This is a genomic window from Variovorax sp. GW821-FHT09A10, assembly GCF_059418385.1.
Map to the genome: position 1 here is coordinate 254,863 of NZ_JBWKPT010000004.1, position 16,218 is coordinate 271,080.

15 protein-coding genes are annotated in these 16,218 nt (G+C 67.9%); 12 read left to right on the plus strand and 3 right to left on the minus strand.

Going from position 1 to position 16,218, the window contains the following annotated elements:
• The first annotated feature begins 12 nt into the window (after positions 1 to 12).
• Complete coding sequence (locus AC07Q9_RS17840; RefSeq protein WP_495311041.1) at positions 13 to 1,419, plus strand: peptidylprolyl isomerase; 1,407 nt, start codon at positions 13 to 15, stop codon at positions 1,417 to 1,419.
• 26 nt (positions 1,420 to 1,445) lie between these two features.
• Positions 1,446 to 2,213 carry a 16S rRNA (adenine(1518)-N(6)/adenine(1519)-N(6))-dimethyltransferase RsmA gene (gene rsmA / locus AC07Q9_RS17845; protein WP_495311042.1) on the plus strand — a complete coding sequence of 256 codons (768 nt, stop codon included), beginning with the start codon at positions 1,446 to 1,448 and terminating at the stop codon, positions 2,211 to 2,213.
• A 368-nt stretch (positions 2,214 to 2,581) separates the two neighbouring features.
• Here the strand turns inward: rsmA and AC07Q9_RS17850 are convergent, their stop codons facing one another.
• From AC07Q9_RS17850 to AC07Q9_RS17860, 3 genes are all read right to left on the minus strand, one after another.
• Entirely contained in the window at positions 2,582 to 3,007 is a 426-nt protein-coding gene (locus tag AC07Q9_RS17850) for a barstar family protein (protein ID WP_095747788.1), read from the minus strand.
• Positions 3,008 to 3,057: 50 nt separating this feature from the next.
• Positions 3,058 to 3,471 carry a guanyl-specific ribonuclease gene (locus AC07Q9_RS17855; protein ID WP_099794219.1) on the minus strand — a complete coding sequence of 138 codons (414 nt, stop codon included), beginning with the start codon at positions 3,469 to 3,471 and terminating at the stop codon, positions 3,058 to 3,060.
• Between the two features lie 180 nt (positions 3,472 to 3,651).
• Complete coding sequence (locus tag AC07Q9_RS17860; RefSeq protein ID WP_095948384.1) at positions 3,652 to 6,000, minus strand: NADP-dependent malic enzyme; 2,349 nt, start codon at positions 5,998 to 6,000, stop codon at positions 3,652 to 3,654.
• A gap of 176 nt (positions 6,001 to 6,176) precedes the next feature.
• Between AC07Q9_RS17860 and AC07Q9_RS17865 the strand changes: the two genes are divergently transcribed.
• The 10 genes from AC07Q9_RS17865 (at position 6,177) to AC07Q9_RS17910 (ending at position 16,183) form a co-directional block, all read left to right on the plus strand.
• Positions 6,177 to 7,226 (plus strand): SPFH domain-containing protein, encoded by a 1,050-nt coding sequence (locus AC07Q9_RS17865; RefSeq protein ID WP_489060484.1) that lies wholly within the window; start codon positions 6,177 to 6,179, stop codon positions 7,224 to 7,226.
• Between the two features lie 124 nt (positions 7,227 to 7,350).
• On the plus strand, positions 7,351 to 8,832 hold the full coding sequence (locus AC07Q9_RS17870) for a DUF4178 domain-containing protein (RefSeq protein ID WP_495311043.1): 1,482 nt from the start codon (positions 7,351 to 7,353) through the stop codon (positions 8,830 to 8,832).
• Positions 8,833 to 8,898: 66 nt separating this feature from the next.
• The gene (locus AC07Q9_RS17875; RefSeq protein ID WP_489060488.1) at positions 8,899 to 9,117 is read left to right on the plus strand and encodes a DUF350 domain-containing protein; all 219 of its coding nucleotides are present in this window, start codon (positions 8,899 to 8,901) and stop codon (positions 9,115 to 9,117) included.
• A complete protein-coding gene (locus AC07Q9_RS17880) occupies positions 9,114 to 10,670 on the plus strand; it encodes a polyamine aminopropyltransferase (protein WP_495311045.1) in 1,557 nt (518 codons plus the stop codon). Before AC07Q9_RS17875 ends, AC07Q9_RS17880 begins: the two co-directional genes overlap by 4 nt.
• A 7-nt stretch (positions 10,671 to 10,677) precedes the next feature.
• On the plus strand, positions 10,678 to 12,288 hold the full coding sequence (locus AC07Q9_RS17885) for an FAD-dependent oxidoreductase (protein ID WP_495311047.1): 1,611 nt from the start codon (positions 10,678 to 10,680) through the stop codon (positions 12,286 to 12,288).
• Entirely contained in the window at positions 12,285 to 13,424 is a 1,140-nt protein-coding gene (locus AC07Q9_RS17890; protein WP_495311049.1) for a saccharopine dehydrogenase family protein, read from the plus strand. The genes AC07Q9_RS17885 and AC07Q9_RS17890 overlap by 4 nt, the downstream gene beginning before the upstream one ends.
• The gene (locus AC07Q9_RS17895; RefSeq protein WP_492682017.1) at positions 13,405 to 13,911 is read left to right on the plus strand and encodes an SRPBCC family protein; all 507 of its coding nucleotides are present in this window, start codon (positions 13,405 to 13,407) and stop codon (positions 13,909 to 13,911) included. The genes AC07Q9_RS17890 and AC07Q9_RS17895 overlap by 20 nt, the downstream gene beginning before the upstream one ends.
• A complete protein-coding gene (locus AC07Q9_RS17900; RefSeq protein WP_495311051.1) occupies positions 13,908 to 14,285 on the plus strand; it encodes a DoxX-like family protein in 378 nt (125 codons plus the stop codon). Before AC07Q9_RS17895 ends, AC07Q9_RS17900 begins: the two co-directional genes overlap by 4 nt.
• Positions 14,282 to 14,761 (plus strand): DUF2269 family protein, encoded by a 480-nt coding sequence (locus AC07Q9_RS17905; RefSeq protein ID WP_495311053.1) that lies wholly within the window; start codon positions 14,282 to 14,284, stop codon positions 14,759 to 14,761. The genes AC07Q9_RS17900 and AC07Q9_RS17905 overlap by 4 nt, the downstream gene beginning before the upstream one ends.
• Positions 14,762 to 14,830: 69 nt before the next feature.
• Positions 14,831 to 16,183: an esterase-like activity of phytase family protein gene (locus AC07Q9_RS17910; protein WP_495311055.1), complete on the plus strand. Its 1,353-nt coding sequence runs from the start codon at positions 14,831 to 14,833 to the stop codon at positions 16,181 to 16,183.
• Positions 16,184 to 16,218: the final 35 nt, after the last annotated feature.

Below are 16,218 nucleotides of genomic sequence, written 5' to 3' on the forward strand. Positions count from 1 at the left end.
ACCGTTCACGCCATGAAACACATCCGTTCCCTCATCACCCTGGGTTGCCTTGCGGCCATCGCCGCGACGGCGGGCGCACAGGGCTTTCGTTCCGGCAGCGGCATCACGGACATCATGCGCGCCGGTCCCCGGATCATTCCGCCGGCGGCCCGCCCTGCCGCCGGCCCCACGGCGGCGCCGGTGCAGCGCTCGGCCGAATACATCGTGGCGCTGGTCAACTCCGAGCCCATCACCAACACCGAGGTGCAATCGCGTGTCACGCGCCTGATCCGCGAGAACCCGGACGCCGAGCGCGTGCCGCGCGCCGAACTGACGCGCCTCGTGCTGGAGCGCCTGATCACCGAGCGCGCGCAACTGCAGCTGGCGAAGGAAAACGGCATCAAGGTCGACGACGTGGCGATCGACCAGGCCGAGCAGACCGTGGCGCGCCAGAACGAGATCAGCCTCACCGAACTGCGCAGCCGCGTCGCGGCCGAAGGCATCTCGGCGCGCGAGTTCCGCAACGACCTGCGCGACCAGTTGCTGCTGACCCGCCTGCGCGACCGCGAGGTCGAGTCCAAGGTCAAGGTCAGCGACACCGAGGCCGACGAGTACTTGCGCGACCAGCGCGAGAGCGCCGTCAAGAACAACGCGCTGCTCAACCTCAACATCGCCCAGCTGCTGGTGGCCGTGCCCGAGAACGCCACCGACGCGCAGCTCGCTGCCGCACAGAAGAAGGCCACCGACCTCGCCCAGCGTGCGCGCAGCGGCGAAGACTTCGCCAAGCTGGTGCGCGAGAACTCCGACTCGCCCGACCGTGCCAACGGTGGCGCGCTCGGCCTGCGCAGCGCCGACCGCTACCCGCCGGTGTTCGTCGAGGCCACGCAATCGACCGCAGTGAACGGCATCGCCGGGCCCGTGCGTTCGGGCGCCGGCTTCCACGTGCTCAAGGTGCTGACCAAGGCGCAGGTGGGCGCGTCGGATGCATCCATCACCCAGACCCAGGTGCGCCACATCCTGCTGATGAACGACCCCAAGCGCACGACCGCGCAGGCGGTGGCACAGCTGCAGGAATTCAAGCGCCGCGTGCAGTCGGGCACCGCCGACTTCGCCGGCCTGGCGCGCGACAACTCGCAGGACGCGAGCGCCAAGGAAGGCGGCGACCTCGGCTGGTCGCGTCCCGGCCAGTTCGTGCCCGAGTTCGAGGAAGCCATGGACCGGCTCACGCCGGGCCAGATCAGCGACCCCGTGGTGTCGCGCTTCGGCGTCCACCTGATCCAGGTGGTCGGCCGCCGCGAAGCCAAGCTGAGCCAGTCGGAGCAGCGCGAAGCCGCGCGCGCCGCGCTGCGCGAACAGCGCGTCGAAGAAGCCTTCACCACCTGGGTGCAGGAAGTGCGCGCGCGCGCCTACGTCGAATTCCGCGAGCCGCCGCAGTCCTGATGGCCGCGGCAGCGTTCTAGGCCGCGATGGCACAACACATTGCAAGAAAGCGGTTCGGACAGCACTTCCTGTCCGACGGCGGGATCATCGACGGGATCGTGCAGGCGATCGCGCCGCAGCCCGGCGACGCGATGGTCGAGATCGGGCCGGGGCTGGCGGCGCTCACGCAGCCGCTGGTCGAGCGGCTTGGCCGGCTCACGGTCATCGAGCTCGACCGCGATCTGGCCAAGCGGCTGCGCGATCATCCGCAGCTCGACGTCATCGAGTCCGACGTGCTCAAGGTGGACTTCGCCGAACTTGCGGCCAAGGCCGCGCCGAAGCCGCTGCGCGTGGTCGGCAACCTGCCCTACAACATCTCGACACCGATCCTGTTCCACCTGCTGGGCTATGCCCACCTGATCGCCGACCAGCACTTCATGCTGCAAAAGGAAGTGATCGACCGCATGGTGGCCCGGCCCGCCACGTCGGACTACAGCCGCCTGAGCGTGATGCTGCAGTGGCGCTACGACATGGAGAACGTGCTGTTCGTGCCACCCGAGAGCTTCGATCCGCCGCCGCGCGTCGACAGCGCCGTGGTGCGCATGGTGCCGCTCGCGCAACCGCCGGCGGTCGATGCGGCGCGGCTCGGCGAGATCGTGCAGGTGGCCTTCAGCCAGCGGCGCAAGATCCTGCGGCACACGCTGGGCAAGTGGCTGGAGACGCACGGCTTCGAAGGAGGGTTCGACCCGCAGCGCCGCGCTGAAGAGGTGCCGGTGGCCGAATACGTCGCACTGGCCCAGGCCGTTCCCCCATGAAAAAAGCCCGTCGATGACGGGCTTTTTCTTTTCCAGGGTGCCACCGATCCGGCTTTGCCGGTCGGTAGGCGCCGCCCCGGAAGGGGGTTGGCGAAGCGACATGAAGTGCGCGCAGCCTGGGGGTGAGCCTGGTTATGCAGCGGCCAGCCAGTAGCCCGCGTTGAAGGGGCTGCTCATGCGCAGCGCCAGGGGCGACACGTCGACGAGCTTGTCGGTCGGCATTTTCTCGCCGGCCGGCTCGGTGCTGGCGGCGGGCGTGGCCGCGGCGGCTGCCGTGGCGGTGGTGTTGACTTCGATGCCATCGAGGGTTTCAGCGGTCGGCTGAGCCTCGTTCGCCCGTTCTGCTTGGCTGGTAGATGCAGAACGGGCTACAGAAAAGAATAGAAGCAGCGGAACGGGACCTTGCGATCGCCCCAGTAGTCCGAAGCGTCGCGGAAGATGTCGAGCAGTTGCTCGCGCGCTTCCTTGTCGAACTTGGCGTTGGCCGGGATCTGTTCGAGCACGATGACGAAACCAGGCTGCGGGCCCGATTTATGCAACGGGTCGGTCATGCAGTCGTACAGCGCGTCGAAGTTCTTGCCGAAGTGCGCCGGGAAGGTGAACTGCTGGGCAATCAGGTCGAGCACGTCCTGCTTGGTCTGGGCGTTGCCCAGGTTGGCGTACAGGAAGTGCTGGCCGGCCGCGTTGGCGGCATCCTGCAGGTCGTTCACGCGGAACGCGCGGATCGATTGCACGATGTTCGGGCGTACGGCTCGAAGGGATAAGGTCATATCCGCTGGTCTTTCCATAGTCATCATCATCTCGTCGGGGCGCTTCGGGGCGCCGCTCAGGTCGTTGTCATCGCTCATGGCGCAATCCGTCTGAAACTCGCATAGTGGTCTGCCGTGTACCAGCAGGCCTCGGGCGCTGTGCGCTGCTCGCCACCGCAAACGATCCGCCGGGCACCGCGGTTGCGCGCGCCGGGCGTTGGCACCGTGTATTCGCGGTAATGCCCGCGGCGTGCCGCTGGCAGGATGCGTTCGCGATTGCCGAATACCGTGCCGTCTTTGTCGTACCGGAAGGGGCCACCGTCAAGGATGGCCTGGTAGGTTCGCTGGCCCTGGACCGGGAGATCGGTCAGGGCAATCGAGGCCTCGGAGGACGTTTTTTCGGCCCCGAACCATCCGCGGGCCTCGGCCCCCGTCGTCAGAGCCACCAGCATCAAGCTGGTGAGCGCAAACTTAGTGACAGAGGACGTGATCGAGGCGTAAGCCGCCATGGGGCACCACAAGAAAAGAGCGGGGGGTTCGAATTGCGCTCAACCTCGGGGTTAACCCGCAAATTCAAGCCCGCGAGTGTGCACCACGCTGGCGAAAATAGCAAGCGACTGCCCAAAGTTTGAGCAGTCGCGGGGACGGAAAGCGACGCCTTAAGTTGGCGGCCACTCTCGTCAAACGGCCTATCTCTCGGCGTTTGCGTCGGCCACTGTCAAGGCCGTCATGTTCACGATGCGGCGAACAGTCGCGCTCGCCGTGAGAATGTGCACAGGTTTGGCCGCGCCGAGCAGAACCGGGCCGATGGCGATGTTGCCGCCGGCTGCGGTCTTGAGCAGGTTGTAAGAAATGTTGGCGGCGTCGATGTTGGGGAACACCAGCAGGTTGGCGTCGCCCGCGAGCGCGCTGTGCGGCATGACGACCGCACGCTGCTTGCTGTCCAGGGCCACGTCGCCGTGCATTTCGCCATCGACTTCGAGCCAGGGCGCCTGCACGCGCAGCAGGTCGAGCGTCTTGCGCATCTTGACGGCGCTGGGCTCGTTGCTGGTACCGAAGTTGGAGTGCGACAGCAGCGCGGCCTTCGGCTTGAGGCCGAAGCGCATCATTTCCTCGGCCGCCATGGTCGTGATCTCGGCCAGTTCCTCGGGCGTCGGGTCGTAGTTGACGTGCGTGTCGACCAGGAACACCTGGCGGTCGGGCAGCAGCAGGCCGTTCATGCAGGCGTACACGGGCACGTCCTGCGGGGTGCTGGCGCAGCCGCCGGGGCGCTTGCCGATCACCTGGTCGATGTAGTGCAGGTGGATCAGCGTGGTGCCCCAGGTGCCGCAGATCATGCCGTCGACCTCGCCCTTGTGCAGCAGCATGGCGCCGATCAGCGTGAGGCGGCGGCGCATCTCGATCTTGGCGGTCTGCACCGTCTGACCCTTGCGCTCGGTCATGCGGTGGTAGGTCTGCCAGAAGTCGCGGTAGCGGTGGTCCTGCTCGACGTTGACCACGTCGTAGTCGAGCTCTTCCTTCAGGCGCAGGCCGAACTTCTCGATGCGCTGGGCGATGATGGCCGGACGGCCGATCAGCGTCGGGCGTGCCAGGCCTTCGTCCACCACGATCTGCGCGGCGCGCAGCACGCGCTCTTCTTCGCCTTCGCAGTAGGCCACGCGCTTCTTCGGTGCGCGCTTGGCGGCGTCGAAGATCGGCTTCATGGTGGTGCCCGAGGCGTAGACAAAGCTCTGCAGCTTGTCGCGGTAGGCGTCCATGTCCTTGATCGGGCGCAGCGCCACGCCGCTTTCCTCGGCCGCCTTGGCCACGGCCGGCGCGATCTTCATCATCAGGCGCGGGTCGAAGGGCTTCGGAATCAGGTATTCGGGGCCGAAGCTCAGTTTTTCACCGGCGTAGGCGGCGGCCACGCGCTCGCTCTGCTCGGCCTGGGCCAGCTCGGCGATGGCGTGCACCGCGGCAATCTCCATCTCGTCGGTGATGGTGGTGGCGCCCGAGTCGAGCGCGCCGCGGAAGATGTACGGGAAGCACAGGACGTTGTTGACCTGGTTCGGGTAGTCGGTGCGGCCCGTGGCCATGATCACGTCGTTGCGCACCGCATGGGCGTCTTCGGGGGCGATCTCGGGGTTCGGGTTGGCCAGCGCGAAGATCACGGGCTTGGGCGCCATCTTGGCGACCATTTCGGGCTTGAGCACGCCGCCGGCCGACAGGCCGAGGAACACGTCGGCACCGGCGATCACTTCCGACAGCTTGCGCATGTCGGTCTTCTGCATGTACTGGCGCTTGTCGTCGTCCATCAGCTCTTCGCGGCCTTCGTAGACCACGCCGGCCAGGTCGGTGACGAACACGTTCTCGCGCTTCAGTCCCACCTTGAGCAGCAGGTTCAGGCAGGCCAGCGCCGCGGCGCCCGCGCCCGAGGTGACCAGCTTCACTTCGGCGATGTTCTTGCCGGCCACCTTCAGGCCGTTCAGCATGGCGGCCGCCACCGTGATGGCCGTGCCGTGCTGGTCGTCGTGGAACACCGGGATCTTCATGCGCTTGCGCAGCTCGCGCTCGACGTAGAAGCAGTCCGGGGCCTTGATGTCTTCCAGGTTGATGGCGCCGAAGGTGGGCTCCAGCGAGGCGATGATCTCGACCAGCTTGACCGGGTCCTTCTCGTCGATCTCGATGTCGAACACGTCGACGCCGGCGAATTTCTTGAAGAGAACGCCCTTGCCTTCCATCACCGGCTTGGAGGCCAGCGGGCCGATGTCGCCCAGGCCCAGCACGGCGGTACCGTTGGAAATGACACCCACGAGGTTGCCGCGCGAGGTGTACTTGAAGGCGTTGGCCGGGTCCTTGACGATTTCCTCGCAGGGCGCGGCCACGCCGGGCGAGTAGGCCAGCGACAGGTCGCGCTGGTTGACCATCTGCTTGGTCGCCGCGATGGCGATCTTGCCGGGGACGGGAAACTCGTGGTACTCGAGGGCGGCACGGCGCAACAGGGCGCGCTTGTCTTCCGGGGTGGGGGTCGAAGGGGACGATGCGGTCGAATCGGACATGTGCCGTTGCTCCTGGTGGCGCTTCTTCTGGGGGCGCCGATTGTAGACCTCGGTCCATTCCGCCCTACGCCGCATGGCCGGTGGCAGGCATGACCAAAAGCACGGGGCGCCGTCAAAGCCCTGTGGCAATATGTGCGGCTGGGACAAAACCCGACAACATCTCGAGAGGAACGACCATGGCCCTGATGGATTTCATCAAGAAACAGTTCATCGACATCATCCAGTGGACCGAGTCCGGCGATGGCACGCTGGCCTGGCGTTTTCCGATGGCCGAGATGGAAATCCAGAACGGCGCCTCGCTCACCGTGCGCGAGTCGCAGATGGCCGTGTTCGTCAACGAAGGCCAGGTGGCCGACGTGTTCGGCCCCGGCATGTACAAGCTCACGACGCAGACGCTGCCCGTGCTCACGTACCTGAAGAACTGGGACAAGCTCTTCGAATCCCCCTTCAAGAGCGACGTCTATTTCTTCAGCACGCGCCAGCAGGTCGACCAGAAGTGGGGCACGCCCCAGCCGATCACGATCCGCGACAAGGACTTCGGTGCCGTGCGCCTGCGCGCCTTCGGCAACTACAGCTTCCGCATCGGCGATCCGAAGCTGTTCCACACCGAAATCTCCGGCACGCGCGACATCTACTCCGTGGCCGACCTCGACGGCCAGCTGCGCGGGCTGGTGCTGCAGAACATCAGCAACGCCATTGCGTCCAGCGGCCTGCCCTTCCTCGACCTGGCGGCCAACCAGATCCAGTTCGCGCAGGCGCTCGCCGCCCAGCTGGTGCCCGAGTTCGAAAAGATCGGCATCAAGCTCGAGAACATCACGGTCCAGAACGTCTCGCTGCCCGAAGAGCTGCAGAAAATCCTCGACCAGAAGATCGGCATGGGCATGGTCGGCAACGACATGGGCAAGTTCATGCAGTACCAGACGGCGCAGGCCATTCCCAAGTTCGCCGAAGGCGCGGCCGGTGGCGGCGGCATCGCGGGCGACGCGATGGGCCTGGGTGCCGGCGTGGCGCTCGGCCAGGTGCTGGCGCAGAACCTCGCACAGGGCCTGAGCCCGAACGCGGCGGCCCAGGCTGCGGCCACGACGCAGCAGCCGGCCGTGGCCGTGGTGAGCGCCGCCGACGTGATGACCACGCTCGAGAAGCTCGGCGAACTCAAGACCAAGGGCATCCTCACGCAGGAAGAGTTCGACGCCAAGAAGGCCGAACTGTTGAAGAAGTTGGTCTAACCCCCAGGCTTCGCGCACTTCGTGTCGCTTCTCCTTCCCCCTTGCAGGGGGCAACACCCACGGCCCGGCGAAGCCGGCTCCGTGGTGTTTCCCGCAGTTGCATCCGTCGCTTTTCCAGGCTGCCATGGCTGAGGAAACCGGCTCCCAACGCTACTACCGTGCGCCCTGCCCCGGCTGCGGCGCGCCGGTCGAATTCCGCTCGGCGCAATCGACGCACGCGGTCTGCCCGTACTGCCAGAGCACCGTCGTGCGCCAGGGCGAGACGCTCGCGCGCACCGGCAAGATGGCCGAGCTGTTCGACGACTTCAGCCCGCTGCAGCTGTTCGCCGCCGGCCGCATCCAGGACAAGCCCTTCACGCTGATCGGCCGGCTGCAGTACACCTACCCCGGCGGGCGCTGGACCGAGTGGATCGCCTCGCTCGACGGCGACCGCACCGGCGTGCTCAGCGAGGACAACGGCGCCTACGTCTTCGCGCTGCCTTTCGACCTGCAGCGCGCCGCGCCGCCGCCGGCCGACCTGCGCGTGGGCGCTACCACCGCCTTCGCCGGCCAGAGCTACACCGTCGCCTCCAACGAGCAGGTGGCGCTGACCTCCGCGCAGGGCGAGTTGCCGCACCTGCCCGCGCTCGGCCAACCGTTCGCGATGGTCGAGCTGCGCAACGACAAGGGACTGGTGCTCAGCATCGACTACGGCACCGCCCCGCCCACCGCCTACCTCGGCCGCTCGGTGCAGCTGGACGACCTGCAACTCACTGGCCTGCGCGACGAATCCGCGAAGGACGAAAAGGGCCGCAGCTTCAACTGCCCGAATTGCGGCTCGCCCGTCACCGTCAACCTGGCCGACAGCAAGAGCATCACCTGCGGCAACTGCCACAGCATCATCGACCTGTCGCAAGGCATCGGCGGCGAGCTCAAGCACGCCGAACAGAACGAGCCGGTGCGCCCGCTCATCGCGCTGGGCAGCATGGGCCAGCTGCAGGGCGCGCAGTGGCAGGTGGTGGGCTTCCAGCACCGCATGGGCCAGGAGCCCGGCGACGACGAGCAGTTCGGCTGGGACGAGTACCTGCTGTACAACAAGAAGCGCGGCTTCAGCTTCCTGGTCGATGCCGAGGACGGCTGGAGCATGGTCAAGCCGACCACCGGCGCGCCCGTGATGGCCGAGAACGGCAACACCGCCACCTACCTCAACAAGCGCTACCAGCAGCAGTACGCCTACAACGCCGAGACCACCTACGTGGCCGGCGAGTTCTACTGGCAGGTCGAGCGCGGCCAGAAAACCTTCAACCGCGACTTCGCCAGCGGCGGCGCGCTGCTCTCGATGGAGCGCTCGGCCAACGAGCTGACATGGTCCTCGGGCAGCAAGATCGACAGCGGCGCCGTGGCCACGGCCTTCAAGCTCGACGCCAAGAAAGACCTGTTCTCGCGCGGCGACGCGCTGCCCGTGAGCGCCGCGTCGGGCATGGGCTGCGGCACGATCATCCTCGTCATCGTGGTCATCCTCTTCGTGCTGATCCTGATGAGCAACTGCAGCGGCGGCTCCTCGAGCGGGTACCGCAGCTCGGGCGGTTCGTACGGCGGCTACTCGAGCGGCGGCGGCCACAAATGACGAAGATCGCGCGCAGGCGCTGCGGCTCTCTCACATCTCTCTTTATTGCTACGACTGGAGGTCCCCATGGGAATTGAATGGCTGAAACCGGGCGTGGTCCTCGGATCGCTCGTGTATGCGCTGATCGGCGTGGTGGTCTTCTGGGTCTGTTTCCTGATCATCGACAAGATCACGCCCTATGACCTGTGGGGCGAGATCGTCGAGAAGCAGAACATGGCGCTGGCGCTCGTCGTGGCCGCCATGTGCCTCGGCATCAGCGTCATCGTGGCCGCAGCCATCCATTGAGCGACGCGGCCCTGCCCGCGCGCACCCCGGATGCGCGGGGGCCGCAACCCGTGGAGATCGCGCTGCTCGCCAGCGTGTTCGTCGTCGCGGCCTGCGGCCTCGTCTACGAACTGAGCGCGGCCGCGCTGAGCTCCTACCTGCTTGGCGACTCGGTGCTGCAGTTCAGCACCATCATCGGCACCTACCTGTTCGCCATGGGCGTCGGCTCGTGGCTCTCGCGCTACTTCGACCGGCAGCTGCCGGCGCACTTCCTTCGCATCGAGCTGCTCGTGGCGCTGATCGGCGGCGCGCTGCCGGCGATCCTGTTCCTGGCCAATGCCTACGTGCCGGGCGCGTTCCGGCTGCTGCTGTACGGCCTCGTGGTGGTGGTGGGCACGCTGGTGGGGCTCGAGATTCCGCTGGTGATGCGCATCCTCAAGCGCAACATCGTGCTCAAGGACCTCGTGTCGCAGGTGCTGACCTTCGACTACCTGGGCGCGCTCGCCGTGTCGGTCGCGTTCCCGCTCATCCTCGTGCCGCAGCTGGGCATGATCCGCACCGGCCTGCTGTTCGGCGTGATGAACGCCGCGGTGGCCGTGTGGGCGCTGTGGCTGTTCCGCCATGAGCTGCGCCGCGCCGGCGCGCATGCGGTGGCCTGCTTTCTCACGCTGGCCGCGCTCATCGGCGCCTTCTGGGGCGCCGACCACATCACCTCGCTGGCGGAAGACAAGTTCTACCAGGACCGCATCGTCTTCAGCGCCAGCTCGCCCTACCAGCGCATCGTGGTCACGCGCGGCGCGCTGGGCCACCGGCTGTTCCTCAACGGCAACCTGCAGTTCGCCGAGCGCGACGAGTACCGCTACCACGAGGCGCTGGTGCATCCCGCGATGGCCGCGCACGGCGCGCCCAAGAAAGTCGCCGTGCTCGGCGGCGGCGACGGCATGGCGGTGCGCGAGATCCTCAAGTACCCCTCGGTCGAGTCGGTCACGCTGGTGGAGCTCGATCCGAACATGACGCAGCTCTTCACCACGCACGAGACGCTGGCCGCGCTCAACGGGCACGCGCTGTCGTCGCCGAAGGTGAAGATCGTCAACACCGACGCGTTCCAGTGGCTGCAGCAGGAGGGCGACACCTTCGACGTCATCGTGGTCGACTTCCCCGACCCGACCAACTTCGCCATCGGCAAGCTCTACACCAACAGCTTCTACGCGCTGCTCGACCGGCGCCTGTCGGCCAGCGGCTATGCCGTGATCCAGACCACCTCGCCGCTGGTGGCGCGCAAGAGCTACTGGACCGTGGCGAGCACGATCGAGTCGGTCGGCCTGAAGGCCACGCCGTACCACGCGCACGTGCCCAGCTTCGGCGAATGGGGCTACATCATTGCGAGTCACCGGCCCTACCGGCTGCCCGATGCGCTGCCGGGCGGCATGCGCTTTCTCACGCCTGCGACGCTGCCCCTGATGTTCGACTTTCCGCTCGACATGGCGCGCGTGCCGACCGAAGTAAACCGCCTGTCGAACCAGACCTTGGTCACCACTTATGAGCAGGAGTGGGGCAAGGTCATGGCGCACTAGCCGCGGCATGCAACGGCGCGACTTCCTCGGCGTGGCGGGTGCGGCGGGCGCCCTGGCGCTGGCCGGCTGCGAGGCGCCGCCACCGGCCATTGAGGGCGGCTTCACCGGTGTCGATGTCTCGCGCGGCCACGCGATGCGCGATGGCGCACTGAAGTCGCAGGCCCCGGCCACCGTCAAACGCACCCGGGTCGTCATCGCGGGTGGTGGCGTCGCTGGCCTGGCGGCGGCGCGCGCGCTGCGCCTCACGGGCATCGAGGATTTCGCGCTGCTCGAACTCGAAGACACCGCCGGCGGCAATGCGCGCGGCGGCTCGGTCGGCGGCATCGCCTGCCCGCTCGGCGCGCACTACCTGCCCACGCCCGGCGACGACGCGCACGAGGTGCAGGACCTGCTCGAGGAACTCGGCCTGCGTCGCCGCGTGGCCGGCCGCTGGACCTACGACGAGCGCCACCTCTGCCACAGCCCGCAGGAGCGCCTGTTCTTTCGCGGCGAATGGCAGGACGGGCTGCTGCCCGTGCACGACGTGGGCGCCGGCACGCACGCGCAGTACCGCCGCTTCGCGCAACGCATCGACGCGTTGCAGCACGCCGCCCACTTCGCCATTCCCACACTGCGCTTCGCCGTCACGCCCGAGCTGCTCGCGCTCGACGCCCTGCCCTTCGCGGGCTGGCTCGACCGCGCAGGCTTCGACGACGCCCACCTGCGCTGGTACCTCGATTACTGCTGCCGCGACGACTACGGCGCCGGCATTGCGCAGGTGTCGGCCTGGGCCGGCATCCACTACTTCGCAAGCCGGCACGGCTTCCATGCGCCCGGCGACGCCAGCGGCAGTGTCAACGACACCAACCCCGACCGCGACGGCGTGCTCACCTGGCCCGAAGGCAACGGCTGGCTCACGAAGCAGCTGGCTGCGCCGCTGGGCGCGCGCCTGCACACCGGCCAGGTCGTCACGCGCATCGCCGAAGGGCGCGCGGGCGTCGAGGTCGATGCGTGGGATGCCGCGTCGAAATCCATGGTGCGCTGGCAGGCCGAGCGCTGCATCGTCGCGCTGCCCGTCTTCATCGCCGCGCGCGTGGTCGAGAACCCGCCGGCGCTGCTGACGAGCGCCGCCGCGCACGTGCGCTATGCGCCGTGGCTGGTCGCCAACGTGCACCTGCGCGGCCCGCTGGCCGACCGCGTCGGCGCCGCGCCGAGCTGGGACAACGTGATCTACGGCACGCGCGGCCTCGGGTATGTCGATGCGCGCCACCAGACGCTCGATCCCACGCCGCGCGGCACCGTGCTCAGCTGGTACCGCCCGCTGGGCCCGAGCGGCTACGACACCGGCGACGGCCGCCAGCTGCTGCTCGAGCGCCCGTGGACCGCATGGCGCGACGAGTTGCTGGCCGAGCTGTCGGTGCCGCATCCCGACCTGCCCGCACTCGCCACGCGCGTCGAGATCACGCGCTACGGCCACGCCATGTCGATCCCGCGGCCGGGCCTGCTCGCGCAGATCGGCGCGCACGGCGACCGCGTGGCCGCGGGCCGGCTGTCGTTCGCGCACGCGGACTGGTCGGGCTATTCGATCTTCGAAGAAGCCTTCACGCGCGGCCACATCGCCGGAGCGAACCTCGCATGAAGACGCTGGTGCTCGGCGGCTACGGCAACTTCGGCGCGCGCATCAGCCGCGCGCTCGCGCAGGACCCGGGCATCGAGTTGTACGTCGGCGGGCGCGACCTCGAACGGGCGACGGTCTTTGCGCAATCGCTGGGCGGCAGTGCACGCAGTGTGCGCGTCGATGCGCAGTCGCCCGACCTCGCGCAGGGGCTGGGCTTCCTGGGCGTGGACCTCGTCATCCACACCGCCGGCCCGTTCCAGGGCCAGGACTACCGCGTGCCGCAGGCCGTGGCAGCCGCCGGCGCGAACTACATCGACCTGGCCGACGGCCGGCGCTTCGTCTGCGACTTTCCCGCCGCGATGGACGCCGCTTTCCACAGCGCAGGCCGCACCGCCGTGGCCGGTGCCAGCACCGTGCCGGCGCTGTCGTCGGCGGTGATCGACCACCTCGCCGCCGGCTGGCAAGGCATCCGCAGCATCGACATCTGCATCGCGCCGGCACAGGGCGCGCCGCGCGGCGAAGCCACGCTCGCGGGCGTGCTCGCCTACTGCGGCGCGCTGATCCGCGTCTGGCAGGACGGCCGCTGGACCGAGCAACCCGGCTGGGCCCATCCCGCGAAGGTGCAGTTCGCGCGCATGACGCCGCGCCGCGGCGCCTTGTGCGACATCCCCGATCTCGAACTCTTTCCGGCGCGCTACGCCGGCGTGCAGTCGGTCATGTTCCGCGCCGCACTCGAAGTCGGCCTCACCCAGCACGCCTTCGCCTTCCTGGCCTTCCTGCGCCGCGCGGGCCTGCTGCGCGCACCGCAGAAGCTGGCGCCCCTGCTGCACGCGACGGGCGGCGTGTTCGATGCGTTCGGCACCGCGCTGGGCGGCATGGTGGTGCGCGTCGAAGGCGCCGATGCGCATGGCGCCATCGCGCGCCGCGCCTGGCACATCGCGGCCGACGACAACCACGGCCCCGAAATCCCCTGCATGGCCGCCATCCTGCTGGCCCGCCGGCTCGCGCGCGGCGAGGCGTTGCCGACGGGCGCGCACGCCTGCGCCGGCCTGCTCACGCTGCCCGAGTTCGACCCCGAGTTCGCGCGCTGGGGCATGGTGACGGACGTGATCGACGAAGGCGAAAGCGCAGCAGGCCATGGCACACCAGCGCTTTGAATTCGACATGCCGGCGCCGGCCGACGTGGTCTTCGATGCCTTCCACTATCACGTCTGGCGTGCGCGCTGGGACTCGCTGGTCGGCAACGCGCGCGTGGTGGGCGGCGCGCCCTGCCCCTTCGTGGGCGCGGAAACCGAGAACACCGGCGGCGGCTGGTTGCGCGGCCTGTCGATGCGCACGCGCTTTGTCACGTTCGACCGGCCGCATGTGGCCGCGGCGTCGATGGTCGGCCGCTCCTTTCCTTTCAGCCGCTGGGCCGCATCGATGCGGCACCGGGACACACAGCCTGGCCAATCGGTGCTGATCTACGTCTACACCATCGAAGCCGGACCGAAGGCCTTGCGCTGGCTGCTGGAGCCCGTGGTGGCCCAGGTCTTCGCGCGGCAGACACAACGGCGTTTCGCCCGCATGCGCGACTTTCTCGCGGGGCATGCGGACGAGGTCGTTCGGTGGCAACGGGCACAGCATGGGAGCGATGCGGCATGACGAAGACGCGTGACGACGACCGCCTGCTGCGCCTGAGCCTCGTCGTCGTCTGGCTTGTCACCGCCGTCGCCAGCATCGTCGAACTCGACGGCCAGAGCCGGCGCGTGCTGGCCGACGCAGGCATCGCCTCGCCGCCGTGGCTGGTGCAGGCGTTGATCGTCGGCGGCGCGGCGGCCGATCTTGCGGTCGGCCTGGCGCTGTGGCTGCGGCCCGGCCGCACCGTCTACCTGGCCGCCTTCGCGCTGATGCTCGCCATGACGCTCGTGGCAACCGTGCTTCAGCCGAACCTGTGGCTGCATCCGCTGGGCCCGCTGCTCAAGAACCTGCCCATTGCCGCGCTGCTCTGGCATTTGTACCGACGCGCCACGCCATGAACACCTACCTCGTCCTCAAGTGGCTGCACATCGTCTCCAGCGTGCTGATGGTCGGCACGGGGCTGGGGTCGGCCTTCTACATGTTCTTTGCCAACCGCAGCGGCAGCGTGCCGGCGCAGGCGGTGGTGAGCCGGCTGGTGGTGCGCGCCGACTGGTGGTTCACCACGCCCACCGTCATCCTGCAGCCGGTCACTGGCTTCGCGCTGGCGCACATGGCGGGCTGGCCGCTGTCGACGCCGTGGCTGGCGCTCTCGCTGGGGCTGTTCGCGTTCGCGGGGGCGTGCTGGCTGCCGGTGGTGTGGCTGCAGATCCGCATGGCGGCCCTCGCGGCGCAGGCGCACCACGCGGCCACGCCGCTGCCGTCGCTGTATCTGAGCTATCAGCGCTACTGGGAACTGCTCGGTTACCCGGCCTTCGTGGCCATGGCCATCGTGTTCTGGTTGATGGTGAACAAGCCGCAGCTGTCGTTCGTCTGAGCGGATGTCACGGCGGCGTCACGCCTGCCCGGCAAGGTCACGCGTTTTCGACTGAAAGCTTTTTCGTTCATGACGCGCTTCGCTTCCCTCTCTCTGGTCGCCCTGGCCGCTGCCTTCGCTTGCGGCGGCGCTGTGGCCCAGACCGCCTTCCCCGCCACGCTCTCCGGCCACGCCGTGCTGCCTGCGCAGAGCTTCGTCGCCGCACCGAAAGACGCGCCGGCCGACCTGCAGGTCAGCGGCAAGTTCACCTCGGGCAAGCGCGTCGAGGCGCTGGGCACCGTCGAAGGCCTCTCGGCCGGCCGCGGCACCGGCGTGTCGGTGCCCTTCAAGGGCCAGCCGCTGCAAGGGCATTCGGGCATCAAGAAGATGGACGACGGCTCGTTCTGGATCCTCACCGACAACGGCGCCGGCGCGAAGGCCAACTCGCCCGACTTCATGCTCTACCTGAACCACTACAAGGTGGACTTCAAGAGCGGCAAGTTCAATCGCATCAACACCATCTTCCTGCACGACCCCGACAAGAAGGTGCCGTTCCGCATCGTTCACGAAGGCACGAAGCAGCGCTACCTGACAGGCTCGGACTTCGATCCCGAGAGCTTCCAGTTCGCCGGCGGCGCGCTGTGGATCGGCGAGGAGTTCGGCCCCTTCCTCATCAAGGCCGACCTGAAGGGCAAGGTGCTCGCGGTGTTCGACACGCAGGTCGACGGCAAGGCCGTGCGCTCGCCCGACCATCCGGCCGTGACCACGCCGGGCGCACCGGGCGGCGCGGTCGACTTCCAGATCAAGCGCTCCAAGGGCTTCGAAGGCATGGCGTCCTCGAAGGACGGCAGCAAGCTCTATGCGCTGCTCGAAGGCCCGGTGTGGAACGCCGAGACCAAGGACTACGAGAAGGTTGACGGCAAGGAAGCGCTGCGCGTTCTGGAGTTCGACGTCGCAACCGAGAAGTGGACGGGTCGGCACTGGAAGTACGTGCTCGAAGCCAACGGCCACGCCATCGGCGACTTCAACATGATCGACGGCACCACCGGCCTCATCATCGAGCGCGACAACGGCGAAGGCACGAGCGACAAGGCCTGCCCCGAAGGCCAGAAGAGCACCGACTGCTTCCATGACATCGCCAAGTTCAAGCGCGTCTACAAGGTCGAGCTGAGCGATGCGAATGTGGGCGGCGCGGTGCGCAAGATCGGCTACATCGACCTGCTGAACATCGCCGACCCCAACAAGCTCGCGCGCAAGCCGCTCAACGACGGCGTGCTGAAGTTCCCGTTCTTCACGATCGAGAACGTCGACGTGGTCGATGCCACGCACATCGTGGTCGGCAACGACAACAACCTGCCCTTCTCCAGCAGCCGCGAGCCGAACAAGGCGGACGACAACGAGCTGGTGCTGCTCGAAGCCGGCGCGCTGCTGCAGGCGAAGTAAGAGTAAGGCGCCGCGCGCCTTTCAAGGCCCCGCTC

What these genes read in the sequence shown, in the direction of transcription:
- AC07Q9_RS17840 (WP_495311041.1), top strand. Translation starts at nt 13, where the DNA reads ATGAAACACATCCGTTCCCTCATCACCCTGGGTTGCCTTGCGGCCATC.
- rsmA (WP_495311042.1), top strand. Translation starts at nt 1,446, where the DNA reads ATGGCACAACACATTGCAAGAAAGCGGTTCGGACAGCACTTCCTGTCC.
- AC07Q9_RS17850 (WP_095747788.1), bottom strand. Translation starts at nt 3,007, where the DNA reads ATGACTATGGAAAGACCAGCGGATATGACCTTATCCCTTCGAGCCGTA.
- AC07Q9_RS17855 (WP_099794219.1), bottom strand. Translation starts at nt 3,471, where the DNA reads ATGGCGGCTTACGCCTCGATCACGTCCTCTGTCACTAAGTTTGCGCTC.
- AC07Q9_RS17860 (WP_095948384.1), bottom strand. Translation starts at nt 6,000, where the DNA reads ATGTCCGATTCGACCGCATCGTCCCCTTCGACCCCCACCCCGGAAGAC.
- AC07Q9_RS17865 (WP_489060484.1), top strand. Translation starts at nt 6,177, where the DNA reads ATGGCCCTGATGGATTTCATCAAGAAACAGTTCATCGACATCATCCAG.
- AC07Q9_RS17870 (WP_495311043.1), top strand. Translation starts at nt 7,351, where the DNA reads ATGGCTGAGGAAACCGGCTCCCAACGCTACTACCGTGCGCCCTGCCCC.
- AC07Q9_RS17875 (WP_489060488.1), top strand. Translation starts at nt 8,899, where the DNA reads ATGGGAATTGAATGGCTGAAACCGGGCGTGGTCCTCGGATCGCTCGTG.
- AC07Q9_RS17885 (WP_495311047.1), top strand. Translation starts at nt 10,678, where the DNA reads ATGCAACGGCGCGACTTCCTCGGCGTGGCGGGTGCGGCGGGCGCCCTG.
- AC07Q9_RS17890 (WP_495311049.1), top strand. Translation starts at nt 12,285, where the DNA reads ATGAAGACGCTGGTGCTCGGCGGCTACGGCAACTTCGGCGCGCGCATC.
- AC07Q9_RS17895 (WP_492682017.1), top strand. Translation starts at nt 13,405, where the DNA reads ATGGCACACCAGCGCTTTGAATTCGACATGCCGGCGCCGGCCGACGTG.
- AC07Q9_RS17900 (WP_495311051.1), top strand. Translation starts at nt 13,908, where the DNA reads ATGACGAAGACGCGTGACGACGACCGCCTGCTGCGCCTGAGCCTCGTC.
- AC07Q9_RS17905 (WP_495311053.1), top strand. Translation starts at nt 14,282, where the DNA reads ATGAACACCTACCTCGTCCTCAAGTGGCTGCACATCGTCTCCAGCGTG.
- AC07Q9_RS17910 (WP_495311055.1), top strand. Translation starts at nt 14,831, where the DNA reads ATGACGCGCTTCGCTTCCCTCTCTCTGGTCGCCCTGGCCGCTGCCTTC.